The 24,854-nt window shown below is 71.3% G+C and carries 24 protein-coding genes and 1 pseudogene; 15 read left to right on the top strand and 10 right to left on the bottom strand.

The window, feature by feature from the left end; translation table 11 throughout:
• Positions 1-272 precede the first annotated feature (272 nt).
• Complete coding sequence (locus CIB93_RS02320; RefSeq protein WP_096623700.1) at positions 273-1,256, top strand: glycosyltransferase family 2 protein; 984 nt, start codon at positions 273-275, stop codon at positions 1,254-1,256.
• A complete protein-coding gene (locus tag CIB93_RS02315; protein ID WP_096623502.1) occupies positions 1,253-2,626 on the top strand; it encodes a polysialyltransferase family glycosyltransferase in 1,374 nt (457 codons plus the stop codon). Before CIB93_RS02320 ends, CIB93_RS02315 begins: the two co-directional genes overlap by 4 nt.
• 75 nt (positions 2,627-2,701) lie before the next feature.
• Here the strand turns inward: CIB93_RS02315 and CIB93_RS02310 are convergent, their stop codons facing one another.
• Positions 2,702-5,038, bottom strand: coding sequence for a glycosyltransferase (locus CIB93_RS02310; protein WP_096623500.1), 2,337 nt, complete (start codon positions 5,036-5,038; stop codon positions 2,702-2,704).
• Positions 5,035-6,633, bottom strand: coding sequence for a hypothetical protein (locus CIB93_RS02305; RefSeq protein WP_096623498.1), 1,599 nt, complete (start codon positions 6,631-6,633; stop codon positions 5,035-5,037). The genes CIB93_RS02310 and CIB93_RS02305 overlap by 4 nt, the downstream gene beginning before the upstream one ends.
• Before the next feature lie 252 nt (positions 6,634-6,885).
• On the opposite strand from CIB93_RS02305, the gene CIB93_RS02300 reads away from it, so the two are divergent.
• Complete coding sequence (locus CIB93_RS02300) at positions 6,886-8,082, top strand: acyltransferase (protein ID WP_257001974.1); 1,197 nt, start codon at positions 6,886-6,888, stop codon at positions 8,080-8,082.
• A gap of 34 nt (positions 8,083-8,116) precedes the next feature.
• Positions 8,117-8,578 (top strand): MarR family winged helix-turn-helix transcriptional regulator, encoded by a 462-nt coding sequence (locus CIB93_RS02295; protein WP_096623496.1) that lies wholly within the window; start codon positions 8,117-8,119, stop codon positions 8,576-8,578.
• A gap of 22 nt (positions 8,579-8,600) precedes the next feature.
• Here CIB93_RS02295 and leuE read toward each other — a convergent pair whose 3' ends face one another.
• The gene (leuE, locus tag CIB93_RS02290) at positions 8,601-9,266 is read right to left on the bottom strand and encodes a leucine efflux protein LeuE (RefSeq protein WP_096623494.1); all 666 of its coding nucleotides are present in this window, start codon (positions 9,264-9,266) and stop codon (positions 8,601-8,603) included.
• Positions 9,267-9,602: 336 nt separating this feature from the next.
• Here leuE and CIB93_RS02285 point away from each other — a divergent pair, with 336 nt between their 5' ends.
• Positions 9,603-10,577, top strand: coding sequence for a L,D-transpeptidase family protein (locus tag CIB93_RS02285; RefSeq protein WP_373558706.1), 975 nt, complete (start codon positions 9,603-9,605; stop codon positions 10,575-10,577).
• A gap of 204 nt (positions 10,578-10,781) precedes the next feature.
• On the opposite strand, the gene CIB93_RS02280 is transcribed toward CIB93_RS02285, so the two are convergent.
• Both CIB93_RS02280 and CIB93_RS02275 read right to left on the bottom strand, forming a co-directional pair.
• Positions 10,782-11,921 (bottom strand): hypothetical protein, encoded by a 1,140-nt coding sequence (locus tag CIB93_RS02280; RefSeq protein ID WP_096623490.1) that lies wholly within the window; start codon positions 11,919-11,921, stop codon positions 10,782-10,784.
• On the bottom strand, positions 11,921-12,898 hold the full coding sequence (locus tag CIB93_RS02275; protein WP_096623488.1) for an RNA polymerase sigma factor: 978 nt from the start codon (positions 12,896-12,898) through the stop codon (positions 11,921-11,923). Before CIB93_RS02275 ends, CIB93_RS02280 begins: the two co-directional genes overlap by 1 nt.
• 295 nt (positions 12,899-13,193) lie before the next feature.
• Between CIB93_RS02275 and CIB93_RS39515 the strand changes: the two are divergent.
• A pseudogene (locus tag CIB93_RS39515) lies at positions 13,194-13,887 on the top strand (UDP-N-acetylglucosamine--N-acetylmuramyl-(pentapeptide) pyrophosphoryl-undecaprenol N-acetylglucosamine transferase); the annotation flags it as partial.
• A gap of 216 nt (positions 13,888-14,103) precedes the next feature.
• On the opposite strand, the gene CIB93_RS02265 reads toward CIB93_RS39515, so the two are convergent.
• The 5 genes from CIB93_RS02265 to CIB93_RS02245 all read right to left on the bottom strand — a co-directional run bounded on the left by CIB93_RS02265 (position 14,104) and on the right by CIB93_RS02245 (position 18,308).
• Positions 14,104-14,412 carry a transcriptional regulator gene (locus CIB93_RS02265; protein WP_257001973.1) on the bottom strand — a complete coding sequence of 103 codons (309 nt, stop codon included), beginning with the start codon at positions 14,410-14,412 and terminating at the stop codon, positions 14,104-14,106.
• Entirely contained in the window at positions 14,412-14,822 is a 411-nt protein-coding gene (locus CIB93_RS02260) for a hypothetical protein (RefSeq protein ID WP_096623486.1), read from the bottom strand. Before CIB93_RS02260 ends, CIB93_RS02265 begins: the two co-directional genes overlap by 1 nt.
• Before the next feature lie 174 nt (positions 14,823-14,996).
• Complete coding sequence (locus CIB93_RS02255; protein WP_096623484.1) at positions 14,997-15,578, bottom strand: hypothetical protein; 582 nt, start codon at positions 15,576-15,578, stop codon at positions 14,997-14,999.
• Positions 15,579-15,630: 52 nt separating this feature from the next.
• A complete protein-coding gene (locus CIB93_RS02250) occupies positions 15,631-16,449 on the bottom strand; it encodes a DUF4328 domain-containing protein (protein WP_096623482.1) in 819 nt (272 codons plus the stop codon).
• 248 nt (positions 16,450-16,697) lie between these two features.
• Entirely contained in the window at positions 16,698-18,308 is a 1,611-nt protein-coding gene (locus tag CIB93_RS02245) for a family 20 glycosylhydrolase (protein WP_096623480.1), read from the bottom strand.
• Positions 18,309-18,695: 387 nt separating this feature from the next.
• Between CIB93_RS02245 and CIB93_RS02240 the strand changes: the two genes are divergently transcribed.
• From CIB93_RS02240 to CIB93_RS02200, 9 genes are all read left to right on the top strand, one after another.
• Positions 18,696-19,241 carry a 2-oxo-4-hydroxy-4-carboxy-5-ureidoimidazoline decarboxylase gene (locus CIB93_RS02240; protein WP_373558707.1) on the top strand — a complete coding sequence of 182 codons (546 nt, stop codon included), beginning with the start codon at positions 18,696-18,698 and terminating at the stop codon, positions 19,239-19,241.
• 206 nt (positions 19,242-19,447) lie between these two features.
• Entirely contained in the window at positions 19,448-19,828 is a 381-nt protein-coding gene (gene sdhC, locus CIB93_RS02235) for a succinate dehydrogenase, cytochrome b556 subunit (protein WP_096623478.1), read from the top strand.
• 5 nt (positions 19,829-19,833) lie between these two features.
• Positions 19,834-20,316, top strand: coding sequence for a succinate dehydrogenase hydrophobic membrane anchor subunit (locus tag CIB93_RS02230; protein WP_096623476.1), 483 nt, complete (start codon positions 19,834-19,836; stop codon positions 20,314-20,316).
• 30 nt (positions 20,317-20,346) lie between these two features.
• Positions 20,347-22,101, top strand: a complete 1,755-nt coding sequence (sdhA, locus tag CIB93_RS02225; protein ID WP_096623474.1) for a succinate dehydrogenase flavoprotein subunit — start codon at positions 20,347-20,349, stop codon at positions 22,099-22,101.
• Positions 22,101-22,868, top strand: a complete 768-nt coding sequence (locus tag CIB93_RS02220) for a succinate dehydrogenase iron-sulfur subunit (RefSeq protein WP_070205313.1) — start codon at positions 22,101-22,103, stop codon at positions 22,866-22,868. Before sdhA ends, CIB93_RS02220 begins: the two co-directional genes overlap by 1 nt.
• Positions 22,869-23,012: 144 nt before the next feature.
• Positions 23,013-23,624 carry a hypothetical protein gene (locus CIB93_RS02215; RefSeq protein WP_096623472.1) on the top strand — a complete coding sequence of 204 codons (612 nt, stop codon included), beginning with the start codon at positions 23,013-23,015 and terminating at the stop codon, positions 23,622-23,624.
• A gap of 15 nt (positions 23,625-23,639) precedes the next feature.
• Entirely contained in the window at positions 23,640-23,870 is a 231-nt protein-coding gene (locus CIB93_RS02210) for a hypothetical protein (RefSeq protein ID WP_096623470.1), read from the top strand.
• Between the two features lie 91 nt (positions 23,871-23,961).
• Positions 23,962-24,414 (top strand): hypothetical protein, encoded by a 453-nt coding sequence (locus CIB93_RS02205; protein ID WP_096623468.1) that lies wholly within the window; start codon positions 23,962-23,964, stop codon positions 24,412-24,414.
• Positions 24,411-24,854, top strand: coding sequence for a thiol-disulfide oxidoreductase DCC family protein (locus CIB93_RS02200; protein ID WP_096623466.1), 444 nt, complete (start codon positions 24,411-24,413; stop codon positions 24,852-24,854). Before CIB93_RS02205 ends, CIB93_RS02200 begins: the two co-directional genes overlap by 4 nt.

Below are 24,854 nucleotides of genomic sequence, written 5' to 3'. Positions count from 1 at the left end.
GCCGTACCGCGATGCCCCTCGGCGCACTGGGGATCGGGGACAGAATTGGCCCCCTCCATGAGGAGCGGAGAGAGAACACCCTGTTCCACAGGGGCGGAGCGACATCCGAAGCGGCGGCGGCAGCCCTGGTCAGCGCGTCGTCCCCGGCCTTCTCCCCCACGGCATGGGCCGCACCCGCCGTCGCGCCGGTTCACCGCTTCGACGGTCTTCGTTCACCTGACATCCGCACCAGGGACAAGGCCCGTGCCGCGGCCCGCCCTAACGTCATGCGTGTGGTTAAGCTCTCCGTCATCGTGCCGTTCTACAACGTGCAGACATACGCGCCAGACACCCTCAGAAGTCTTCGGGCCAATGCCCGCGACGACTTCGAGTTCATCCTTGTCGACGACTGCTCGACCGACGGGACGGCGGATGTTCTGCGCCGCGCCCAGGACGACATCCCTGGGGCGGTCGTGCACAGACACGAGCGGAACGGGGGGCTGGCCACGGCCCGCAATACGGGGCTCGACCTGGCACGGGGCGAGTACCTCGCCTTCCTCGACGGGGACGACTGGGTCGCCCCCGGCTACTTCACCGAGCTGCTCTCCCGTACCGAGGCACTGGGCTGCGAATTCGTCCGCACCGATCATGTCCAGGTCGAGCGCACCAACCGCACCGTGCACCGGGTCCCGCACGGCCGGCGCGACGCGGTGACGGACCCGCGCACGGCCATCCTGCCCGCCGACCGCACCACTTCGGTCGACTACCCCTACGCCTGGGCCGGGCTCTACCACCGCCGCCTGCTGGACCGCGGGCTGCTGCACTTCACCGACGGGCTGCGCACAGCGGAGGACCGGCCGTGGATCTGGCGGCTGCACCGCCGTGCGGAGTCCTTCGCCGTGCTCGGCACACTGGGCATCTTCTACCGGCGCGGCGTGGCCTCCTCGCTGACGCAGATCGGTGATGCCCGCCAGCTCGACTTCATCCGCTCGTTCGACCAGGTCGTCCGGGAGACGGCCGAGGACCCTGACGCCGATGAACTGCTGCCCAAAGCGGTACGCACGTACTGCGCCATCATTTCCCATCACATGAGCTCGATCGAGAAGTTCGAACCGACAGTGGCCCGCATGCTGAAGTCGCAGAGTTCCCAGGCGCTCGGCCGTATGCCGCAGGCCGTGCTGGACGACGCGCTCGATTCGATGGACGTGCAGCGCGCCACGCTCCTGCGCCGGCTGCGGCGGCGGCCCGCCGCCGCGAAGGAGGTCACGACGGCATGAGCGCCATCGCCTCCCGCCGCACCACGCAGCTCTTCGCCGCATCCACCCTCTACGGTGCGGCCACCCTGGCCGCCGCGCTGGACACCGGCTGCTTCGGCCCGGCCGACCGCCGGGTCCTCGTGGTCTGCAACAACGCCGCCATCCCGGAGACCTCCCCGGGACTGGACGCGATGCCCGGGTTCGAGCGGCTGCGCGGCCGGTTCGACGACGTGGTCTCCTGGAACGAGACCATCGCCCCCTTCCACCCGAGCAGTTGGTCTCCGCGGCCGGACGACGTCCCTCTGTGGGAGCGGCATCTCAGGTTGGCCTGGGAGCTGGGCGACGACGATGTCGAACTGACCGTCGAGTCGATCCAGGTCAACCCGGCCATGGCGATCACCCAGATCTTCACCGGCGCCCCGATCGATGTGTACGCCGACGGGCTGATGAGCTACGGCCCCACCCGCAACAAGATCGATCCGCTGGTCGGAACGCGGGTACGACGGCTGCTGCACCTGGATCTGGTGCCCGGTCTGAAGCCCCTGCTGCTGACCGAGTTCGGTGTGGAGCCGCTGGTCGTGGAGACCGAGAGCTTCCTGAAGGTGCTCGGCGAACTGGCCGAGGTCCCCGCCGAGCTGCCCTCCGTCGAGGCCCCGGCCCTGCTGCTCGGGCAGTACCTGTCGGCGCTGGGTCTGATCTCCGCGAAGGAGGAGGAAGAGCTCCACCTGCGGATGATGCGGGGTGCGGTCTCCCTCGGCCACACCCGTCTGGTGTTCAAGCCGCACCCGACGGCTCCGGCCCAGTGGTCGCGGTCGATGGAGGAGGAGGCGGAGCGGCTCGGCGCGGAACTCACCGTGCTGGACTCCGGGATACTGCGGGCACCGGTGCTCGCCGAGGTGCTCTACGAACGGATGCGGCCCGCCCTGGTGGTGGGCTGCTTCTCGACGGCGCTGCTCACCGCGTCGGCGTTCTACGCGCTGCCGGTCGCCCGGGTCGGCACGGAGCTGCTGCTGGACCGGCTCTCCCCGTACGAGAACAGCAACCGGGTGCCGGTCACCCTGGTGGACGCTCTGCTGCCGGAGCTGGGCGACCAGGCGGCGGTCGAGGAGCGGCGGCCCGCGGACGACGCCGAGCGGGAGGTCGCCGCTCTGGTGGCGGCGGTGGGGTTCGCGATGCAGCCGCGGATCCACCCGGGGCTGCGGCCGGAGGCGGAGCGGTATCTCTCCGAGCGGCTGACACCGGTGACCTGGCGGTACTTCAAGCGGCGCCGGCTGACCTCGCTGGGGCTGCCGGGCGGGGTACCGGACCAGCTCTCGTTCCTGCCGCGCAGTGCGGCGGTGCGCAGGGCGGTCCGGCGGGCGCGGTCGCTGCGGCGGATGGTCCAGCGGTAGTCCTGCCCGTGCGACAAGGCGGTGGGGCGGGTCCGATCGCGGACCCGCCCCATCTGTTCGTCGTACGAACGCCTCCTACCGGCCCACGATCACCCGGAGGTCCGCGGCGTTGGCCTCCGTGACCTTCCACAGCTCCTGCTGGCGGCCGTGCACGTCCGCGACGGTCGCCGCGTGGTCGGCCAGCAGCTCGGTCACCCGTTCGGTGAGACGGGCTCCGAGGTGACGGTCGTGGACGGAGATGCCCCACTCGGGCCGCTCGATGTCAGCCAGGAAGTACGCCATCTTGGGGTGCGAGATCAGGCTGACGACCGGCGTACCGCAGCCGAACGGGATCATGCCCGCGTGCCCGCGCATGCCGATGACCAGCTTCGTCCGGGCGTAGGTGTCCCGGATCGCGTCATTGTCGAAGTCGTACATCGGGATGACCGGCAGCGAGATGCCGTGCTCACGCCGCAGGTCGAACGCGATCCGCTCGTCGTCCAGCGAGTGCGCCACGCACTTGACCTCTGCCTGCTCGCCGAGCGCGGTGATCGCGGTGGCCATCTCGCCGAGGAAGTGCCCGTAGTCGTGGCCGAAGCGCAGGCCCGCACGGTCGTAGGCGGCGTTGACGAGGATGGTGTTCTCGCGGTCGGCCGGGTCGCGCCAGCCCTGGACCAGCTGCCGGGTGACCGTGGTCGGACAGGGCTGGAAGCGGACCTTGTCCTGGAGCTCCGGCGGGAGCAGATCGCGCACCTTCTCGATCGAGCCGTGGTTGCGCAGGCCGAAGAAGGCGGAGCGCTCGACCAGTTTGCGCAGGCTGGACAGGAACCGCTTGCGTCCGTGCCCGTAGGCCTGCCCGTCGAAGGCGTTGAAGCCGACCGCGTACACGAGGACGGGAACGTCGATCCGTTCCAGCACGTCGTCGGGCACGTTCCACTGCCAGCCGCTGTTGCCGTTCGGCGCGGTGTCGGGGATGAAGAGTCCGCCGCCGCCGATGACGAGGCCCCGGCGGGCGTTGACCCGTTCCAGGGCCGCTTCGTCGAAGAGCCGGTGCGCGTGGACCGAGTGCCAGCGGCCGGGCCCGGTGTCCGGGCCGAAGGCCAGCCGTACGCTCTCCGGCAGCAGCTTGTCGCCCGCGTTGCCCTGACGTTCCATGTAGAAGGCGACATGGGCGAGCTGACCGGACGCGGGGCCCTCGGCCGGCGGGGTGAGGCCCGTGGTACGCAGGTGCATCAGCCGGTTCGCCCGGTGCGTGGGGTCGACGCCGAGCCCCTGGAGGGCGTGGCGCGCGGCGCCCTCGTCGTCACCGTGGATCCAGGCGATCTGGGCGAGCCGCCCGTACGCTGTCGCGGCCCGGTTGGGCGCGGCGGCGGCCAGCAGCAACTGGGCCCGGGCCTCCTCGTACCGGGACACGCTCATCAGGGCGTGGCCGAGCACCTCGTGCGGCCAGGCCTCGTCGACCGGGATGCGGAGCGGGCTCAGCAGGTCGACGGCCTCCTGGTACTCCCCGGCCGCGATGTGGGCGGCGGCCACTTTGCGGGCGCTCTCCACATCGGAGGTGCGCAGGACGTGCGGGGTGCCGTAGTGGACCAGCAGGTCGTGGTGCTTGGCACCGCCCGCCGCGAGGTAGGCGGCGTGGAACTCGGCGTCGGACAGGTCGTGCTCGTGCCAGCGGGCCTCGGCCTCGGCGTACCCGGCCTCGCCGCCCTGCCAGGGCTTGTGCCGCCCCGTGAAGTGCAGGATCGCCGTGCCCTCGGGGACCGGGAGGTCTCCCGAGAGGCGCCGCTTGACGAAGTTGTAGCGGGCGTCCAGGTGGACGAAGTCACCGTCCAGCACGGCGTTCAGGATGCCCTGGTCGTGCTTGTCCAGTTCGTACGTGCCGGCCCGGCCGACCTCGTCCAGCTCGGCGCAGAACGCGTCGCTCAGGTACTCGCGCTGGATGACCAGCAGCCCGCTGTTGAGCTTGTGCTGCCCGTAGAAGAACTGCGGGACGGCGGCCAGGCCCTCGCGCAGCCGCAGCAGCTCCCCCAGATCGTCCAGGACCACCATGTCGGTGTCCAGAGTGATCACGGTGTCGTAGTCGCGGACCCGGAACACGTCGAGGATGAAGTAGGCCTTGCGCACCAGGTAGTTGTCCTGGTCGCCCTTGGCGTACGTGTCGTAGTGCTCGGCGTTCACCCGGCGGAAGTCGGTGCGCGGGTGCAGGGATCGGATCTTCGCGACGGAGTCGGGACGCAGCCCGTCGTGCAGGACGAGGAAGTCCTCGCAGAGGTTCGGGTTGGAGAGAGCGAGGCTGCGCAGCAGGGTGAGGAAGCCCGGCAGATAGTTCTCGTCCACGAAGCTGGCGAAGGCGATGCGGCGCTTGCCGGTGAGCGCGTTCGCGGTCGGCACGGGGGGCACGGTAGTGCCGGTGGGAGCGGTCGGCGTCGTCATCGCAGTCGGATCCTTGTGTCGGTGACGCTCTGGGCCCGTTCCATGACCCACGCCTTCTCACTGGTGTACTCGTGCACGGACGTGATGGGCATCCGCATCGCCGCGGGCAGCCGGTAGGCCCCGCTCTCGTAGAAGTCGAAGCCGATCAGGTCGAGTCGCGGACTCACGTCCAGGAAGTCCAGCAGCCAGAGCATGTTGAAACCACTGGTGGGGATCGCCGGCCAGGCGTCCCTGCCGATGCGGCCGATGTCGCGCAACGGCCAGCGCAGCGACTCGTCGCCCAGGTACGTCTGTGCGCCCGGCACGAGCCGGTTGCGCAGCGAGTACTTCCAGTCGCCGGAAATGCCGCCGAAGATCAGCCGGGTGTCCACGTACTGGTCCCAGTTGAAACCGTGCTTGTGGATGCTGACGTGGATGTCGGTGCGGCGTCCGGTGGCCGCCGGGTCGATCCGGTACGAGTTGAAGCGGACGACCAGGTCATAGGCATCGATCTCGGGGCCGAGCGAACTCGCGCCCACACGCTGGGAGTTGGCGATCAGGCAGATGGACTTCCCGGCGATCCGGTTACGGAATTCACCCAGGGTGAGCCAGCACACGCCACCAAAGGTGGGGTCGTCGACCGGTCCGCGCATCCGGACCCTGCGCTGCTCGGCGTAGAGCTCGGTGAGGGCGGTGAGCTCGGGGAGGCCGGAGAGACCGGGCGGGTCCTCGGGACTCGCGGCGGCGGGGCGGGCTGCGCTCGTGCGGCGGGCCGTGGGCGCGCTCCCGCCGCCGCCCGCGATGCCCGTGTCCTCGCGGAGGAGGCCGAGGTAGTGGGAGACCGTCTGCCGGATCTCGCCGACCGGGGCGTCGGTCGCGATCTGGGCGAGCAGTGCTCCGATCAGCCGCGGCCGGGCCTCGTCCCACTCGCCCCGGGCGTGCAGCTCCAGACCCTGCGCCCAGGAGTCGGTGACGGACCGGTCGGTGAAGTCCCGGGCTCGGGGGCAGCTGTCGGCGAGCCGCCGCACCAGCTCCGCCTGGAGCCGGGCTCCCTCGCGCAGCCCGGCCACCTTGGCGCCGACGCCGAAGCCGTCGTCCTCGGTGAGTTCGAGGTAGCGCTCGTAGGCGGTGACGGCGGCGGTCTCGGCGCCCATCGCCTCCAGCACCCGGGCCCGCAACCGCCAGCCGGCCCGGGAGCGCTTGCGCTGCGTGAGGATCGTGTCCGCGATCATCAGGGCGAGCTTCATCTCGCCCTCGTAACCGCACTCCAGAGCCTTGTTGCCGACCGCGAGCAGCGGGTCCATGAGGGCGTCGCCGAGAACGAGCGCGGCGCCGAACGGCGTCTTGGCCGGGCGTCGCAGCAGGGACGGCGGGCTGCCGGCGGAGGCCGCCGGGACCGTCGCCGCGTGGGTGGCGAGGAGATGACGGAGCGCCTCGGCGAGTGCGGTACGCCGCCGGTCCAGGCTCGCGACGAGCTTGGCACTGTGCGCGGCACAGGCGCTCAGGCAGGCCTCCAGGTCGGTGGCGTCGACCCCGGCGGTGGGGGCCGTCCCCCGAGGAGGTGTCGGGCCCTCCGCCTCGCGTTGCCGTGGCCAGCGGGTGCGGGCTTTCGTCATGGCGCTCCAAGCGTCTGATACCCGTGGGGGAAGGGCGTCGGACTCGTGCGGGGTGGTGTGGGCTCCGCCCGGGGTGAACGGGGGCGGAAAGTTTCCGCAGAGTGATGGTCGGTTCGACGTCACCGTAGGAAACCTGGACGGCCGCCGGATGAACTCCCTTCGACGGACCGGGAAACTGCGGGCCTCCCGGGCGTTCTGCACCCTTCGGCAGCCCTACGCTGGCGCGGCATCACGGCTGAAACGGAGCAGCTCTTGACCACCACATCGCAGGCCACAGGGACGTCGGCCGTAACCACCGCGCCCGCTCGCGGACGGGGCGGCACGGATGTCCCGGCGCAGCCGCGTACCACCGCGGCCCGGCCGAGAACACGGCTGCGCGCCCTCGACGGACTGCGGCTGCTCGCCGCACTGATGGTGGCGGGGTATCACTACGGGGGCCGCGGCGGCGAGATCACCGAGGCCTGGGGCAGCTCGCCCGCCGCGCAATTCCCCACGGCCCACACCTGGTTGGCATACGGCTGCCTCGGCGTCCAGGTCTTCTTCGTGATCAGCGGGTTCGTGATCTGCCTCAGTGGCTGGGGGCGTACACCGCTCGCGTTCTTCGCCTCGCGCGCCTCGCGCCTGATGCCCGCTTACTGGGCGGCGGTGGTTCTGGTGACCCTGATCTTCGCGCTGCCGATGGTCGCGTACGAGGCGGTCTCCCCCAGCGACGCGCTGCTCAACCTGACGCTCCTGCAACAACCGTTGGGCGCCGACCGGGTCCTGGGCGTGTGCTGGACGCTGTGGGCGGAGGTCCGCTTCTACGCGCTGTTCGCGCTGTGCGTGGTGCTGCCGGGGGCGAACAGGCGCCGGGTGGTGCTGTTCTGCGCGGTCTGGACGCTGGCCGCGGCGCTCGCGCAGGCTTCGGGCGAGCCGTTGCTCGACGTACTGCTGATGCCTCAGTACGCCCCGTACTTCATCGGCGGCATCGGCATCTACCTCGTGCACCGGAACCGTCGCGACGCCGTGGCCTGGGGAATCGTCGGGGTGAGCTGGCTGCTGGGCCAGCACTACGCGGTGGCGGAGCTGTGGCGTCCGGACAGCCCGGACGCGTTCTCCCACCGTTCGTCAGCCGTGATCATCCTGATCGTCACGGCCGGTTTCGCCGCGGTCGCGGCCGTGGCGCTGGGGGCCCTGAACCGGGTCGACTGGCCGTGGCTCACGGTCGCGGGGGCGCTCACCTACCCGTTCTACCTCGTCCACGAGCACCTGGGCTGGGTGGTGGTGGGCGCGCTCCACCGCGGTCTCGGCGTGCCGTCGTGGGCGACGTTCGCCCTGACCCTGGCGGCGATGCTGGGGCTGGCGTGGCTGCTCCACCGGTTCGTGGAGCGGCGGTTCACCCCGCCGCTGAGGGACGCGCTGACGGCGGGCGGCACCGGAAGAACCCGCCGCCCGACCCCCACCCCTTGACCTCAAGTCGACTTGAGGTCCTACGTTCGGAGCCATGGACTACTCACACGACGACGCAGGACTCGCCCGCCAGCCGATCGGTTACTGGAGCTGGGCCGCGCATATGGCGACAGTGACGCACATCCGGGCCGCGCTGGCGGAACACGGTCTCACCCAGCCCCCTTGGTGGGTGCTCAATCAGCTGAACGACGCGGGCGAGGAGGGGCGGGAGCGGGGCGAACTGGTCACCATGCTCAGCGGCTATCTCGAAACCGGGGCCGACGGCATGGAGGAGGCCGTCGAGGGCCTCCTCCGACAGGGGCTGGTGACCGAGGACTCCGGGACGCGGCTGCGGATGACCGCCGAGGGGCGGGCGCTGCGGGACAAGGCGTTCGCCCGGGTCTCGCGGGCCAGTACGGAGATCCACGAGGGCATCCCCGAGGGGGAGTTCGTCGCCGCCCTCAAGGTGCTCCAGCGGATGATCCACAACGTGGGCGGGAAGGCCTGGCACCACTGAGCCCCCCCCGGCCCCCGGACGCTCAGACGCTGCTGAGCGAGAGCTTCGCCGCGAACCCGAGGAAGAGCACTCCGGCCGCCGATGTGGCTCCCGCCGACAGACGCTTGCGGCGGCGGAAGACGGCGGCGAGGCGGGTGCCGCCGAAGATCAGCACCGAGAGGTACAGGAAGCTGGCCAGCTGGAGCAGCGTCCCCAGCACCAGGAACGACAGGGCAGGGTAGGCGTAGCCGGGGTCGACGAACTGCACGAAGAACGAGATCAGGAACAGGATCGCCTTCGGGTTGATCAGGCTGACCAACAGCGCCCGGCGGTAGGGGTTCTCCACCGAGGCCTCCGGCGCGGACGCCTCGGCCGTCTCCATCAGCTCGGCGGTGCGCCGGTGCCGCTCGCGCCACAGGGACACCGCCGCCCTCAGCATCCCGATCGCCATCCAGGTCAGATAGCCCGCGCCCGCGTACTTGACGATCGCGAAGAGCAGGGGCGTGGTCTGGAGCAGGGACGCGGCTCCCAGCGCGGAGAGCGTCATCAGGACGGTGTCCCCGGTCCAGACGCCCGCGGCGGCTCGGTAGCCGGTGCGTATGCCGCGCCGGGCGGCGACGGAGAGCACGTAGAGCGAGTTCGGCCCCGGCAGGAGGACGATCAGCGCCAGGCCGGCGAGATAGGTCGGAAGATCGGTGACACCCAGCATGGACGGAGTCTCGCACGTTCCCCCGCGACTCCGTCCAGCAGTTTCACCGGGCGATATCCGCCGCCCGGTGGCGGGCGGGCGCTTGTTCGTCGGTCCTCGTCGCCGTCAGCCCTCGTCGCCGTCAGCCCTCGTCGCCGTCCAGGGCGTCGGACATCCAGCGAGAGATCACGTCGGCGGGTGACTCCCCCGAGGGGCTGGACGCGACGCCCCCGTCATGCGCAGGATTCGACCACGGGGTCGGGCGGGCATCCGTCCAGTGAGGCTCCGGACGATCGCGTGAGCCAGGGGTCGGAGGGCCGGGGTGGCGGGGATGGCAGGGGGACGGGGATGACCGGGATGACGGGCAGATACATGGGCGCGAGCGGTGACGTGCGCCGAGGTGCGATACCCCGGGCGCGCCTCGCCGCCGCCTCCGCCCTCGTGCTGGCCACCGTCGCGACCGGCTGCGGACCCGGCGCCGCGGCCGGGGCGTCGGATGCTCCGCCGCCGGTACGGGCCACGCAGGCCGCCGCGCCTCCCTCGCCCACGAGCTCGCCCGCGAACTCGCCCACGGCCTCCCCCACCGCCTCCGACGACGCCAAGCCGCGCACCGCACCGCACCGAAGCCCGTCGGCGTCCTCCACAGCACCGGCCCCGGCGACCGCCCGGCCCGCCCCGGAGCCGAGCACCGCCCCGCCGCCGCGCGTCCTGATGCGCATCGGGTCCGAGGGCGGACAGGTACGGGAACTCCAGGCGCGGCTGCGCGAGATCGGCCACTTCGGGCGGAACCCCACCGGCTACTACGGCACCGTCACCGCCGACGCCGTACGGTCCTTCCAGGACAAGCGGAGGCTGCCGACCACCGGCAGCGCCGACGTGGTCACCTGGCAGCGGCTGCTGGCCATGAGCCGGGTGCCGACGGCCGCCGAGCTGAACCCGCCGACCGAGCGTCCGGTGGCCGCGCCGGACGAACGGTGTCTGAAGGGGCGGGTCCTGTGCATCAGCAAGACGAGCCGGACCCTGGCGTGGATGATCGACGGCAAGGTCGTCTCCGCGATGGACGTCCGCTTCGGCTCGCAGTACACGCCCACCCGTGAGGGCACGTTCTCGGTGTTCTGGAAGTCCCGGGACCATGTGTCGACCCTCTACGACACGCCCATGCCGTACGCCCTGTTCTTCAGCGGCGGTCAGGCCGTGCACTACTCCGCCGACTTCGCGGCCAACGGCTACGGCGGCGCCTCGCACGGCTGTGTGAACGTCCGGGACAAACAGAAGGTCGCGGCCCTCTTCGACCAGGTGAAGAACGGCGACAAGGTCGTCGTCTACTGGTGACGGCAAGAGGAGGAGAAGGAGAGGGCGCGGGCGGGACCGGGGGAACGAGTCCCGCCCGCGCCGATGCGCTGAGCCGAAGGTACGGGGGGAACCCCGGCTCGTCGCGCTGCCGATGACCAGTCGGCTCACTCTGTACTGCGCCCGGCAGCCGAAAAACGTCACACCTGGTCGCGACGAACCCCTACGCGGAGGGAAAAGGCCAGATCAGCGGGTTGGTGCGGCCGTCGCGGCGGAGCTCGGCGGAGTCAGGGGCACCAGCGGAACCAATTCGTTCGCGCCGATCCGGTCCCCGGGCCCGGGGGCGGTGACGGAGCGCGGCACGGGGTGGAAGGAGACGGGCGGCAGCGAATCGCCGTCCCCGTCGCCCTTCCCGGGGCCCGGCCCGTCCTTGCCGCCGTCCCCGTCGTCACCGCCGGAGCCGCCCGACCCGCCGCCTCCACCGTTTCCGCCGAGCAGGCGGTCGCAGAAGCGCTCCAGGTTCCGCTCGCCCTTCGCCAGCTCGATCAGCTGACGGCGGCTCCGGTCGTCCAGGGCGCCTTCGTGGAAGGCCTTGCATGCCGCGACGGACTTCCGGTACCAGTTCCCCGACGCGTCGTCCGGGCGGTCCGGGCGGTCGTCGCCGCCGGGGGTACCCCCGGAGCCCTCCTCGCGGCCGAGGTTGTCCGGCCGTTCCCGGCCGCCCGTACGGTCGCCGTCGCGCTCCGGTCCGGTGCCGCCGCCGCTGGGGCCGCCTGGCTCCTTCTCGGACCCGGCGGACTGCCGGGTCGCGGGCGAGGAGGACGTCTCCGGGGCGTCGGGCGGGGACGGGTCGGCCGGGGACGACGGGGCCTCCGCGGGCCGGTCGGACGTCAGCGGCTCGGGGGTCGCGGCAGCCGATACGGAGGTGGCGGGCGCGGGCGAACCCTGCCCGCCGAAGGAACCGGCGAGCACGCCCGTACCGGCGGCGACCGCCACCCCGCCGAGCGTGAATCCCGCGAGCGAGACGGCCAGGCCGAAGCGGACCGGCCGGCTCCAGCGCGGGCGGCGGGCCGGGGGTGCGGGGGCCGGGCCGATGTGGACGGAGTGCAGCATTCCGGACCGTCCGGGGACGGCGGAACCGGCGCTGCGACCGGCCAGGCGGTCGGCGCCGCCGCCGTGCTCGGCCTGCCGGAACGCGGCGAGCACCGCGTCCTCGCCGGGGAGCGCACCGCCGGAGGCGCGTCGGCTGTCACGGGCCGCGCCGAGTGCTTCGGCGAGCCGAAGGGCGTCGTCACGGGCCCGGTCGCCGACGGGGACGACAGGTTCGCCGCGGAGCAGTTTCTCCGCCGCGTCCTTGTCAAGCCACTCGTAGTACTCGTCGGCCATCACATGTCCTTCTGCGTCCACGGCCGCGAATGCGTCACACCGGGAGTGATCCCGGCGGCCGCCGCCGGACCGCCCCGGCCGGGGCGCTGCGCGGGTACGGCACCGAGCCCCGCGCCGTCGCCAGCCTCCGGACCCGCGTCGCTTCCGGCGCCTTGCACGGGGGCTGAACCGGGGCCCGAGGCCAGGGCGGCGGGGATACCCTCCGCGATGCCTTCCAGGGCCAGGGCCGGGGCGGCGTCCGAGGCCGGGCCCGGGTTCGGGCCCGGGTCCGCGACCGCTGCCGGAGCGGGCGCCGGGGTACCGCCGGAGGCACCGCCCGCAGAGAGCGCACCGCCCGCGGGAAACGTGCCGCCCGGCGACAGCGCACCGCCCGCGGGGAGAGTGCCACCCGGCAAGGGCGAACCGCCGGCCGCGGCCGCCTGGGAGTCCTCCGCGCCGAGGAGTTCGGCCAGTCGCTTGAGGCCGCGGTGCGCGGCGGTGCGTACGGCGCCGGGGCGCTTGCCCAGGGTCTGCGCCGCGCTCTTCGCGTCGAGCCCGACGACCACGCGCAGGACGACGGCCTCGGCCTGGTCCTGCGGGAGCTGGGCGATGAGGGCCATGGTGCGGTCGGTGTCCAGCGCCTCGATGGCGTCGCCCGCGGTATCGCACTCGGCGGCCCGGCCGGTCAGCTCGGTCTCATCGCCGCCGATCGCGGGGCGGCGGCTGCGCATCCGCAGGTGGTCCAGGGAGCGGTTGCGCGCGATCCGGGCCGCCCAGCCCCGGAAGCGGTCGGCGTCGCCGCTGAAGCGGTCGAGGTCACGGGCTATCTGCAGCCACGCCTCGGACGCCACGTCCTCGGCGTCCGGCTCCCCGACCAGCGTCCGTATGTAGCCCAACAGCCGTGGCTGTACCGCGCGGTACACAGCACGGAAGGCGTCCTCGTCCCCGTCCTGTGCCGCGAGCACCGCGGCGGTCAGCTCCGCGTCGTCCCCCAGCACTCCCCAACCCGTCCTGCTGTCTGCTCATCGCAGCTGGTCACCGCTGCTGCGCCACTGCGCGACTCAGCACGCTACGTGCTCGGCAGGGGCCACGTCCATGACTTGTACAACTCGCAACAATTCGCTTTCCGGCCGTGCGGTGTGACAGAAAACGCAGTCCTGGCGCAGAGATGAGTACGGGGTCGTGCTGCGGCCCCGTGGAAGACGGCCGGGGCCTCTCCTGTGGGGGGTGGCGGCCCCGGTCGTCGCTCCTCTCCGGCGTGCCCTGACCAGTGACGCCCTGAGCGCAGAACCTCTGCGTGGCCAACGGCGTGACCAACACCTCACGCGTCCAGCCGATTCGCCTTCCGGCGGTCACACCTACCCCGCTCTCACGGCGATCCGCACCTTGCAGGCAACGTCTGGCGGGTTCCGGTCGCACTCTCGACGTCTTGTGGATCGGTACGGCCGAGGGCCTGGAAGCCCGGGTGACCAGTGCGGAGGGCATCGCGTTCACCACCTTCGCCGCGGGAAAGATCCGGCGTTACGCGAATCCGCTGAAGGTGGTGTCGCCGACCGACGTCCGGGACATGGCGCGGGTGCCGTTCGGGGTCGCTCAGGCGCGTGGCGCGGTCTCCGCCTCGCCGTGTCCTCGGAGTCGACCGTGCCGTTCCTGCCGGAGGACGTGCGGTCAGCGGCGGTGGTCACCGGCAACCCCGTACGGCCGGAGGTCCTGACCGGACACCCGGACGAAGCGGTGACCGCCCTCGGCCTCCACAGCTTCGACCGGCGGCTTCCATCCAACGGTGTACGTCACGGCGGGGCGCAGGGCCCACAGCAGATCAACGACGCAGTCGGCGGCGAGCTGCCGTGGCTGCTGGAGCGCGCCAACGTGGTCCACCAGTGCGGCCCCGCCCACCAGGGGGGCGCTGCCCGCCCGCGCCGCGGAACTGCCTGCGGCCCTCGTCGCCCGGTATTGCCTCACCCCGTTCGTCGGGCCGGAGCTGCCGACGAGCCCCTGGGCCCTGTCCGCTCGGCGCCTTTGGCAGCCGTTTAGGTTGCGCGGGAACAACACCCCACGGGCTGAGGCCAATTGCTTAACCGGAAAGCAGCCCGGCCCGGCATCGGCGAAAAGGGACGCGGCCGCCACCCGGCCGCGCCCCCTTCCTGCATTCTGCCGCGTGTCCGCCTTCTACCGCGTGGGACCACGTCCGCCCGTGGGCCCGTCAGCTTTCGCCGACCAGGGCCCTCAAGTGCGCGAGGTACTCCTCGAAGCGTTCGCGCCCCTCGTCGGACAGGCGCACGAAGGTACGGACGCGGCGCCCTTCGCCCCGCAGCTTGGCCAGCTCCACCACACCCGCTTCCTCCAGGACCCGCAGCTGTCGTGAGAGCTCCGGCGAATCCAGGTCGAGGGCCTCGCACAGATCGGCGAAGGACGCGTTGTGCACGCGCCGCAGGGTGCCCAGCACGGCCAGGCGGACCGGAGAGTGCATCAGGGTGGTCAGGGCCTGCCGGTGCTGCCCGTCCTCACTCATCAAGCCCTCCACCGCGACACCAGGTAGCCCAGCAGGACCAGTGCGGAAGCCGCGGCCGGGACCACGATGCCGATGGTGGAGTCCGGGGTGTCCCACAGAACATTGCCCGCCGGAAGGCCCAGCAGGAATCCGGCGCCGACCCCGGCGCCGCTCTCCAGCCGGGTGTGTGGACGGCGCAGCGCGCGTTCGCGGTGGTAGTAGTTCCAGCCGACCACCACGGCCAGCGCCCCCAGGCACACCGGGATGCCGAGCACGAGCGGCACCCTCTGTTCGGCGGCACCCCACAGGGCGCCGAACACGGCGATCGCTGACACCACTCCCCCCACACGTTCACCTGCCGCGGCGGGCCGGTTGAGCACGGGGGCCCCCTCGGCGGTGGCGAGCTGGTCGGCTGCGGTCTGTGGGTCCATCACGGAAGTCCCCCCAGGTCGTGCGGATCTTTCAGTTGCCACACTCACACTCACTTGGCAAACCTGCAAGTAATGGGTGGGGGGAGCGTACCCGAGCACCTACACCGTCCCGGGCGCCCGGGACGCAGGACCTCGCCCCATTCGGTGACTCGCCTCTGCCCACCGGCCAGGGGCTCAGCCCCGCCCCCGCGCCCTCCGCGACATCACCGCGCGCAGCACCCGCCGGCCCTCCGTTGACAGGTCCAGCGCCTTGCGCAGGCCTGCGCCGCTGCCCGCCGTGCCGCCGGTCTCCGCGAGGATCTCCAGGATGCGGACCTGCCGCTCCAGGTCTCCGGCGACCAGCGGCCCGACCGTGGCCGGTTCGCCGCCGCGGGCCAGCTTCAGCAGCCGCTCCTCGTCGCGCGGCGTGTCCCCGGGCGGGGCGTCGAAGCGGCCGTGAATCCGGAGCGCCACCAGCGAGCAGGCGTCGGCCCACTCCCGCAGCGGTTCGGCGGCGAAGTCGGAGGGAGCGGCACCGAGCATGGCCCGGACGAGCGCGGCCGGGCCGTCGGGGACGGACGCGCGCTCCATCGCCGTTCGGACGGTGGTGAGCCGGGTGGCCCATTCCTGTCCGTTCTCACAGCTCGCCCAGAGCGGCCGCAGGGGCTCCGGCCCGTCCGGGCCCGCGAGCAGCGGCAGGCACCGGTCCAGGCAGGCCAGCGCACTGGCGGCCAGAGCACGCTCATCGGCTCGCTCGATCAGTTCCAGCAGACTCATCGACGTCTCCCTCGGTCTACCGGATACTGCGCCGAATGGCTGAAAATCGTCACTACGGAGCGGCGGGCTCCGGGGCGGGCGGCACCTCCCGGAGAGCGGCGCGTTCAACCTGCATCCGGGTCACCGTGCGGACGAAGACGATGGCGAGGACCGCGGCGAGGACGTCCAGCGCGTCGGAGGCCGCGACCAGGCCCGCGGCCCGCACGATCTCCTCCGGCGCCTCGGCCCGGTCCCACATCCGGCCGGATGCGCGGGAGAGCAGCAGGGTCCCCACCCACGCCGCCCACCAGAGGTTCAGCGGCGTCCGGGAAACCGGGCGCCAGCCTCCGGCGGGACGGGGCCGCGCACTGGCCTCCCAGACGCCCGCCGCGACCCGGTACGGGAACCAGAAGTTGGCGATCGGGACGAACCAGCCGCCCACCGCCCAGCCCGGTCCCATCCGCTGCGCACCCGGGTCGAAGATCTCGGCGTTCCGCCGGGTCCGGTGGAACCAGATGATGAACACGACCGCGGTGGCCAGGTACGTCGCGGTCTGGGCCGCGGCCGCCGCCGCGGACAGGCGCTCGGCCAGCTCGCCGTCCTCGCCGTGGACGGCCGGCGCCCCGCCCGTGGCCAGCCGGTCCCAGAGGTCACGCACACGCAGTCCGGTGACGATGGCGAACAGGTCGGCCGCGATGACGGCCCCCAGCAGGGCGACCACCGCCCGGGACAGGACGACGGGCGAGCGCGGCCAGGTCCCGGTCCCCCACCCGCCGGGGCCGGGGACCGGGGGCATCAGGCCGTCGGGCAGCGCGGGCCGGGTGCCGGAGCAGAAGGTGCACAGGCCGTCGTCGGTGACGGCCGTTCTGATACGGCAACGGGTGCAGAGCATGAGAGTCCCCCCAGGACGCGGTGTCGGTGCACGGCCGCGCGTCCCTCCCCAGGAACGCGCGGCCGACGATACGTGCGCAGGCCGGCGACCGCCGGGCTGTCCGCCCTCATTCTCCCAGGTGAGGAAGGGGGACCTGCCCCGTGAGGGGGGACCCACCCCGTGCGGGAGGGACGGACCCACCCCGTGCGGGAGGGACGGATCTGCCCCGTGAGGGAGGGGGATCTGCCCAGTGAGGGAGGGGGAAGCCGTCAGCCCGCGCTGCCCGTCCGCTCCGCCAGTTCCTGGAACTGAGCCCAGCTCAACGCGGGCTTCCTCGGGTCCCACAGCTTCTGCGAGGTCGCCACCAGCGGCATCCGGATGCCCTCCGCCACCTGCTGCGTGGTCTGCGCGTTCGGCAGGTCGCCCCAGACGGCGAACCGGCCGCCGAGGATCTGGGGGGAGTAGCGCTCCGCCACGGGTTCGGTGCCGCGCAGGACCAGCGGGGTCCACTGCTCGTAGATCCGCTCGCCGGTCGGGTAGACGAACTCGTTCGGCTCGCCGAGCACGTAGTACAGGAACTCGTCGTTGAGGTTGAGCATCCGGTAGCCCGCGGCGAGGTACTCCTGCGGCGGGCGGGCGCCGATCTCCTTGCCGGTCCAGTACTCGATCTCGATGTTCTCGTCGGCCTTGACCTTCGTGTCCCTGAAGAGCCCGTCGTTCCAGGCCTTGGCGGTCCGGCCCTTCGGGACGACGACGGCGGCGCGGTCGTTCAGCCAGCCGGTCGCCAGGTCCTCGATCGTGGCGCCGGAGCCGTGCCGCTGCTCGGCGGCCCGCTGGAGCTGGGGGAAGGAGGCGGCGGGGTCCCGTACGGTCAGGGCCTGGTACTCGTCCGCGCCGAGGTGCCAGAACCTCCCCGGGAACAGCTCGGTGTACTCGTCGAGGAGTTCGTCGATGAGCTGGGCCGCCCCCGGGTTCGAGATGTCGATGGAGCCGCGCGACGCCACGCCCTGGGTGTTGCGGAGCTGGAGGTCGGGGTGGGCGGCCAGCACCGCGCCGAGGTGTCCGGGCGAGTCGATCTCGGGGACGACCTCGATGTGCAGGCTGTTGGCGAGGCCGACGATACGGCGGACCTCGTCCTGGGTGAGCGCCTCGTCCGAGACCACCTCGGGGTGGGTCTTCGACTCGATCCGGAAGGCCTGGTCGTCGGAGAAGTGCAGGCCGAGCTGGTTGAGCTTGAGGTCGCCCATCTCGCGTATGCGGTCCTGTATCCACTCCGCGGTGTAGTGCTTGCGCGCGATGTCGAGGTTCAGGCCCCGCTGCGGGCGGTCGGGCCGGTCGTTGACGACGCCCTCGGGGACCGTCCCGTCGGCCTTGAGGGACTGCTTGAGGGTGCGGGTGCCGTAGAACACGCCCGACTCGTCGGGTCCGGTGATCTTGACCTTGCGGTCGCGCACGGTGAGCGTGTACGACTCGGCGGGGCCCGCCTCCTTGGCGCCGAGAGCCAGCTCGACGTCTCCGGTACGGGCCGCTTCGGCGCCCCGGTAACTGATCTTCAGCTCCTTGGCGAGGAGCTTCGCCTCGTCGGCGAGCACCTGGCTGCCCTCGGCGATGACGACCGTGCTGTCGCCGCCCGGCTGCCAGCCCGGCCCCCGGGCGGCGGTGTGCTCGCGCACCGCCGGGATCGTGCTCGGAGCGGAGGACATCGGGTAGCTGGTGGAGGGCGAGGGGGCGGCGGCCTCGGCGGAGGTGCCGGAGGGGGATGCCGCGTCGCGGGAGGGACGGCTGCCGGAACCCTCCGGCCAGACGACGACGGTGAGGGCGACGGCGGCCGCGGCGGTGACCGCCGCGCCGGTGACGAGGGCACCACGCGTGGGCGACATCAGTCAGATTCCTCCGTCCAGGGGCCAAGTACGAGTGAAACGAGTGAATAGAGTGAAAGGCTGACATTTTTGGCGGTTCTCCGCCATAGAGGGCGACGGCGGAGAGGGCGGCACCCCAGCCCGCGCAGGTCAGACGTCCACCACGCGTTCCGAAACTCTCCCGTTCGGGTGATTTTTCCGCGGTCCGCCGGACGGCCGCCGACGAGTCTCGCTAGCGTTGGGGCACATTCGTCCCTCCCTTCACCCCTTTCCGTGCAACCTCGTTGCGCTCCGGCCCCTCTTCAGGGTCACAGTCGTCATTCATGCGAGGAGTCCACGCTGTCCAGGTCCAGCGAGTCCCCCGCCGGCCTGCCGAAGCGATCCGCGCCCCCGGCCGGGCGGTCGGCCATACCCGTACAGCTGCGTCGGCCGACCCCCGCCCCGGCCGCTGGTCCGGAAGGCCCGCTCACCGGCGTACCGACCGGTATCCACGCGGCCGGGCTGGCCCATCTCAACAGCCTCCCCTTCGCCGCCGCCGAGGCCGCCTTCCTGGAGTGCTGCGGCAGTCTCCGCTGGGCCCACCGGATGGCCGTCCACCGCCCCTACCCGGATCTGGGCGCCCTACTGGCCGCCTCCGACGAGGCGGGCTACGACCTGGCGCCCCGGGACATCGCGGAGGCCCTGGCCGCGGAGCCCGCCCCCTGCCTGCACCACGACGCGCCCCGCGCCGCCCATCTGGCGCTGCGGGCCGCCCATGCCGCGTACGAGAGCAGGTTCGGCCACGCGTTCGTGATCTGCCTGGACGCCTTCCAGCCCGCCCAGCAGGTGGACCAGGTGCTGGCGGGCATCCGGGCCCGGCTGGCGCACGACCCGGACGAGGAGCGGGCGGTGACGGCGGAGGAGCTGCGGCGGGTCGCCCGGAGCCGGATTCTGGAGCTGCTCTCGGGCGACTGAGCCCCCGAGGGCCGCGGCGGGTCGAGAAGCGCCGCTCTAGCCCGTACGTGCCTGTTTGATTGCCACTTTGATCACACCAGAGGCCCCGGCGCGAACGAACCGACAATGCGTCGCTACGATGGCCGGGGCCGGTGGACCGTACCCGGCCGGGTCAGACCGACAGTCAAGCCGGCCGACCCCAATCCCCGCTCCCGGAGGGTTCTTCCGTGCCGGCTGGAACGCTGTACCGCGGCCGGGAAGGCATGTGGTCCTGGGTGGCTCATCGAGTCACCGGTGTCCTCATTTTCTTCTTCCTGTTCGTACATGTCCTGGACACCGCTCTCGTCCGCGTTTCCCCCGAGGCCTACGACGACGTCGTGGCCACGTACAAGACGTGGCCCGTGGCGTTCCTCGAATACGGCCTCGTGGCCGCGATTCTCTTCCACGCGCTGAATGGTCTGCGCATCATCGCCGTGGACTTCTGGGCCAAGGGCCCTCGCCTCCAGAAGCAGATGCTCTGGACCGTGGTGGGCATCTGGATCGTGCTGATGGTCGGGGCCCTGTACCCGATCCTCGGGCACGCCGTACGCGAGATCTTCGGGAGCTGAGGCCCATGTCCAGCGAGACTTCTTCCGCAGCCGCGATCGGCGATGTCGAGGGCGTTGCCCTGTACGACGTCGACCACCCGGCCCCGGTGATCGAGCCCCCGCGCAAGCGCACGGGCAAGACACCCAAGGCCTCGCGCACCAACTTCGAGATGTACGCCTGGCTCTTCATGCGCCTGTCGGGCATCGTCCTGGTCGTCCTCGTCATCGGCCACCTGCTGATCCAGCTGGTGCTCGACGGCGGTGTCTCCAAGATCGGCTTCGCCTTCGTGGCGGGCCGCTGGGCCTCGCCGTTCTGGCAGGTCTGGGACCTGACGATGCTGTGGCTCGCCATGCTCCACGGCGCCAACGGCCTCCGTACGGTCATCAACGACTACGCCGAACGGGACAACACCCGCTTCTGGCTGAAGATGCTCCTGTACACCGCCACGGTGTTCACCGTCCTGCTGGGCACGCTGGTGATCTTCACCTTCGACCCGAACATCCGCTAGGCGCCGGGACAGAGGGACCAGAGGAAAACCATGCAGATCCACAAGTACGACACCGTCATCGTCGGCGCCGGCGGCGCCGGCATGCGCGCGGCCATCGAGTCGACCAAGCGCAGCCGTACCGCCGTGCTGACGAAGCTCTACCCCACCCGCTCCCACACGGGCGCCGCGCAGGGCGGTATGGCCGCCGCGCTCGCCAACGTGGAGGAGGACAACTGGGAGTGGCACACCTTCGACACGATCAAGGGCGGCGACTACCTGGTCGACCAGGACGCCGCCGAGATCCTCGCGAAGGAGGCCATCGACGCCGTCCTCGACCTGGAGAAGATGGGCCTGCCGTTCGGCCGCACGCCCGAGGGCAAGATCGACCAGCGCCGCTTCGGTGGTCACACCCGCAGCCATGGTGAGGCCCCGGTCCGTCGTGCCTGCTACTCGGGCGACCGCACCGGCCACATGATCCTCCAGACGCTGTACCAGAACTGCGTCAAGGAGGGCGTGGAGTTCTTCAACGAGTTCTACGTCCTGGACCAGCTGATCACCGAGGTCGACGGGGTCAAGAAGTCCGCCGGCGTCGTCGCGTTCGAGCTGGCGACCGGTGAGATCCACGTCTTCCAGGCGAAGTCGGTCATCTACGCCTCCGGCGGCACCGGCAAGTTCTTCAAGGTGACGTCCAACGCGCACACCCTGACCGGTGACGGCCAGGCCGCCTGCTACCGGCGCGGCCTGCCGCTGGAGGACATGGAGTTCTTCCAGTTCCACCCGACGGGCATCTGGCGCATGGGCATCCTGCTGACGGAGGGCGCCCGCGGTGAGGGCGGCATCCTCCGCAACAAGGACGGCGAGCGCTTCATGGAGAAGTACGCGCCGGTCATGAAGGACCTCGCGTCCCGTGACGTCGTCTCGCGCTCCATCTACACGGAGATCCGCGAGGGCCGCGGCTGCGGTCCGGCCGGTGACCACGTCTACCTGGACCTCACCCACCTGCCGCCGGAGCAGCTGGACGCCAAGCTCCCGGACATCACCGAGTTCGCCCGTACGTACCTCGGCATCGAGCCCTACACGGACCCGATCCCGATCCAGCCGACCGCGCACTACGCCATGGGCGGCATCCCGACCAACGTCGAGGGCGAGGTGCTGGCCGACAACACCACCGTCGTCCCGGGCCTGTACGCCGCCGGCGAGGTCGCCTGTGTCTCCGTGCACGGCGCCAACCGTCTGGGCACCAACTCGCTGCTGGACATCAACGTCTTCGGTAAGCGCTCGGGCATCGCGGCCGCCGAGTACGCGGCGAAGAGCGACTTCGTCGAGCTGCCCGAGAACCCGGCCCAGCTCGTCGCCGACCAGGTGGAGCGGCTGCGCAACTCGACGGGCACCGAGCGGGTCGCCGAACTGCGCACGGAGCTGCAGGAGTGCATGGACGCCAACGTGATGGTGTTCCGTACCGAGCAGACCATCAAGACGGCGGTCGCCAAGATCGCCGAGCTGCGCGAGCGGTACCTCAACGTGTCCATCCAGGACAAGGGCAAGCGGTTCAACACCGACCTGCTGGAGGCCATCGAGCTGGGCAACCTGCTCGACCTGGCCGAGGTCATGGCGGTCTCCGCGCTCGCCCGCAAGGAGTCCCGCGGCGGTCACTACCGCGAGGACTACCCGAACCGCGACGACGTCAACTTCATGCGCCACACCATGGCGTACCGCGAGGTGGCCGCCGACGGCGCCGAGTCGATCCGGCTCGACTACAAGCCGGTCGTGACGACCCGCTACCAGCCGATGGAGCGTAAGTACTGATGGCTACCCCGACCCTGGACAAGACCGGCAACGCCGAGGCCGGCTTCGCCGACTCCCCGTTCATCACGGCCACGTTCCGCATCCGCCGCTTCAACCCCGAGGTGTCGGACGAGGTCCAGTGGCAGGACTTCCAGATCGAGATCGACCCGAAGGAGCGTGTCCTCGACGCCCTTCACAAGATCAAGTGGGAGCTCGACGGGACCCTGACGTTCCGCCGTTCCTGCGCGCACGGCATCTGCGGTTCCGACGCGATGCGGATCAACGGCAAGAACAGGCTCGCCTGCAAGACGCTGATCAAGGACATCAACCCGGAAAAGCCGATCATGGTGGAGGCCATCAAGGGCCTCACGGTCCTCAAGGACCTCGTGGTCGACATGGACCCGTTCTTCCAGGCGTACCACGATGTCATGCCCTTCCTCATCACCAAGGGGAACGAGCCGACCCGCGAGCGCCTGCAGTCCCCCGAGGACCGCGAGCGCTTCGACGACACCACCAAGTGCATCCTGTGCGCCGCGTGCACGTCCTCGTGCCCGGTGTTCTGGAACGACGGCCAGTACTTCGGCCCGGCGGCGATCGTCAACGCGCACCGCTTCATCTTCGACTCGCGCGACGAGGCCGGGGAGCAGCGGCTTGAGATCCTCAACGACCGTGACGGGGTGTGGCGTTGCCGCACCACGTTCAACTGCACGGACGCCTGCCCCCGTGGCATCGAGGTCACCAAGGCGATCCAGGAGGTGAAGCGCGCGCTCATCACGCGTCGCTTCTGACCCTCCCGTAACGCCCGTTACGTCGACAGGCCCCGTCCCCCGCAGCACAACCGCTGCCGGGGACGGGGCCTGTTGCTGCGCGGGGCCGGTGCGGACGGTACGGTCAGCGGAGCTCAAGACCGAAGCAAGAGAACGGGGATCCTCGTGAGCGAGCCGAATCCGTCCGCGGGCGACGCGTACAAGTGGGGCCCGCCCCAGCAGCCGGCCCACCCGCCGACCGTCGCGGAGGGCCAGGGCTACGGCTACCCGGCCCCGGGCGGTGCTCCCGCGTACGGCTATCCGCAGCCGCTGCCCGAGTCCGCGGTGCAGCCCGGCCCCGGTTACGGCTACCCGAACCCCGCCCAGCCGACCCTGCCCGGGCAGTACCTCCCCGCACCGCAGGGCGCGCCCGTCCCCGGCCAGGGCGGTGCCCCGGTCCCGGTGCTGTCGATCGGCGACATCACCGTCATGAGCGACTCGATCGTCACCCCGTCCGGGCCGATGCCCCTCAGGGGTGCGATCTGGACGGCGACGGACATGTCGCGTACGGAGGAGAAGATCCCGCCGCACGCGATCGTGCTGGCGATCATCTTCGCGTTGTTCTGCCTGATCGGTCTGCTGTTCCTGCTGATGAAGGAGAAGCGAACGACCGGCTTCGTCCAGGTCACGGTGACCAGCGGCGGCCGTCACCACTCCACGATGATCCCGGCCATGGGACCGCACACCTTCCCGGCGGTCATGGGCCAGCTCAACACGGCCCGGTCCATGAGCGTCTGAGCCCCGGGCCCGGCCATGGCGCGTTTCTCGCACACGGTCACCGTCGCCGCCCTGGGCCGGGGCTGGCTCGAGGAGGCCGCCGGTGGAGCGGGGGGCCGGGAGGCGGTGGAGAGTGCGGCGCGGGAGTGGAACACCACGATCGCCGAGCTGACACCGCTGCACGGTGAGGCGTTGCGCGCGGAGATCGCCGACGCGCTGACCGAGCCGGGCGAGCTGACCGAGCCGGCGGAGCCCAAGACTCTCTGATCCTTCACAGACCCCTTCTTGAACATGTTCAAGAAGGGGTCTACAGTCATGCCCGCAAACACTTTTGAACGCGTTCAAAGGAGGGTGGGGCATGGACCTCACTGTTGTCGCGTACGTCATCTACCTGGCCATCAGCGTGGCGCTCACCGTCTGGGTCGCCCGCACCCTCAGTCGCAACGGCCGGATCTTCCTCGCCGACGTGCTGCACGGGAACGAGAAGCTCGCCGACGCCGTCAACCACCTGCTGGTGGTCGGCTTCTACCTGGTCAACCTGGGATTCGTCGCGCTCTACCTGAAGAACGCCGACGGCGTCCGGGACGCCCGCGAGCTGTTCGAGGCGCTCTCGGTGAAGGTCGGCGTGGTCCTGCTGGTGCTCGGCGTGATGCACCTGGGCAATGTGTACGCGCTCAGCCGCATCCGCCGCCGCAGCGCCCTGGAGCGCGAGCAGACCCCGCCCGTACCGCCGCAGGGCTGGACGCCCCCGGGCCCCCAGGGCCCCTGGACCACGCCCGCACCCGCACCCGCACCCGCACCCGGGCAGTGAGTCCGGTGACCGCCACCGCGCCCTGCGCCCCGGTCCGCCGACTCACCGTGCTCTACGACGCTCAGTGCCCGCTCTGCGTCCACCTGCGCCACTGGCTCCAGCGGCAGCGGCAGCTCGTCCCGCTGGATCTCGTACCGGCCGGATCGGCCGAGGCCCGGCGGCGGTTCCCGGAGCTGGACCACACGGCGACGCTCGCCGAGATCACCGTGGTCGGCGATCTGGGCCAGGTCTACCGGGAGACCTCCGCCTGGATCGTCTGCCTCTGGGCACTCGCCAAGTACCGCTCCAGGGCCCACTGGCTGACCACCCCGGCGGGGCGGCCGTTCGCCCGGGGCACCGTGCTGGCCGCCGCCCGCTACCGCTCGATGGCGGCCCCGCGCTGCGCGCCCCAGGGTGCGGGGTGCCCCGTGCCGACCGGGCGGCACGGGGCCCACCGTTAA

The organism is Streptomyces sp. WZ.A104 (assembly GCF_002382885.1).
Lineage (GTDB): Bacteria > Actinomycetota > Actinomycetes > Streptomycetales > Streptomycetaceae > Streptomyces.
The sequence above is the reverse complement of the archived record's forward strand: the minus strand, read 5'-3'. Positions and strand labels throughout refer to the sequence as shown.

What these genes read in the sequence shown, in the direction of transcription:
- CIB93_RS02315 (WP_096623502.1), top strand. Translation starts at nt 1,253, where the DNA reads ATGAGCGCCATCGCCTCCCGCCGCACCACGCAGCTCTTCGCCGCATCC.
- CIB93_RS02310 (WP_096623500.1), bottom strand. Translation starts at nt 5,038, where the DNA reads ATGACGACGCCGACCGCTCCCACCGGCACTACCGTGCCCCCCGTGCCG.
- CIB93_RS02305 (WP_096623498.1), bottom strand. Translation starts at nt 6,633, where the DNA reads ATGACGAAAGCCCGCACCCGCTGGCCACGGCAACGCGAGGCGGAGGGC.
- CIB93_RS02295 (WP_096623496.1), top strand. Translation starts at nt 8,117, where the DNA reads ATGGACTACTCACACGACGACGCAGGACTCGCCCGCCAGCCGATCGGT.
- leuE (WP_096623494.1), bottom strand. Translation starts at nt 9,266, where the DNA reads ATGCTGGGTGTCACCGATCTTCCGACCTATCTCGCCGGCCTGGCGCTG.
- CIB93_RS02285 (WP_373558706.1), top strand. Translation starts at nt 9,603, where the DNA reads ATGACGGGCAGATACATGGGCGCGAGCGGTGACGTGCGCCGAGGTGCG.
- CIB93_RS02280 (WP_096623490.1), bottom strand. Translation starts at nt 11,921, where the DNA reads ATGGCCGACGAGTACTACGAGTGGCTTGACAAGGACGCGGCGGAGAAA.
- CIB93_RS02265 (WP_257001973.1), bottom strand. Translation starts at nt 14,412, where the DNA reads ATGAGTGAGGACGGGCAGCACCGGCAGGCCCTGACCACCCTGATGCAC.
- CIB93_RS02260 (WP_096623486.1), bottom strand. Translation starts at nt 14,822, where the DNA reads ATGGACCCACAGACCGCAGCCGACCAGCTCGCCACCGCCGAGGGGGCC.
- CIB93_RS02255 (WP_096623484.1), bottom strand. Translation starts at nt 15,578, where the DNA reads ATGAGTCTGCTGGAACTGATCGAGCGAGCCGATGAGCGTGCTCTGGCC.
- CIB93_RS02250 (WP_096623482.1), bottom strand. Translation starts at nt 16,449, where the DNA reads ATGCTCTGCACCCGTTGCCGTATCAGAACGGCCGTCACCGACGACGGC.
- CIB93_RS02245 (WP_096623480.1), bottom strand. Translation starts at nt 18,308, where the DNA reads ATGTCGCCCACGCGTGGTGCCCTCGTCACCGGCGCGGCGGTCACCGCC.
- CIB93_RS02230 (WP_096623476.1), top strand. Translation starts at nt 19,834, where the DNA reads ATGTCCAGCGAGACTTCTTCCGCAGCCGCGATCGGCGATGTCGAGGGC.
- sdhA (WP_096623474.1), top strand. Translation starts at nt 20,347, where the DNA reads ATGCAGATCCACAAGTACGACACCGTCATCGTCGGCGCCGGCGGCGCC.
- CIB93_RS02220 (WP_070205313.1), top strand. Translation starts at nt 22,101, where the DNA reads ATGGCTACCCCGACCCTGGACAAGACCGGCAACGCCGAGGCCGGCTTC.
- CIB93_RS02210 (WP_096623470.1), top strand. Translation starts at nt 23,640, where the DNA reads ATGGCGCGTTTCTCGCACACGGTCACCGTCGCCGCCCTGGGCCGGGGC.
- CIB93_RS02205 (WP_096623468.1), top strand. Translation starts at nt 23,962, where the DNA reads ATGGACCTCACTGTTGTCGCGTACGTCATCTACCTGGCCATCAGCGTG.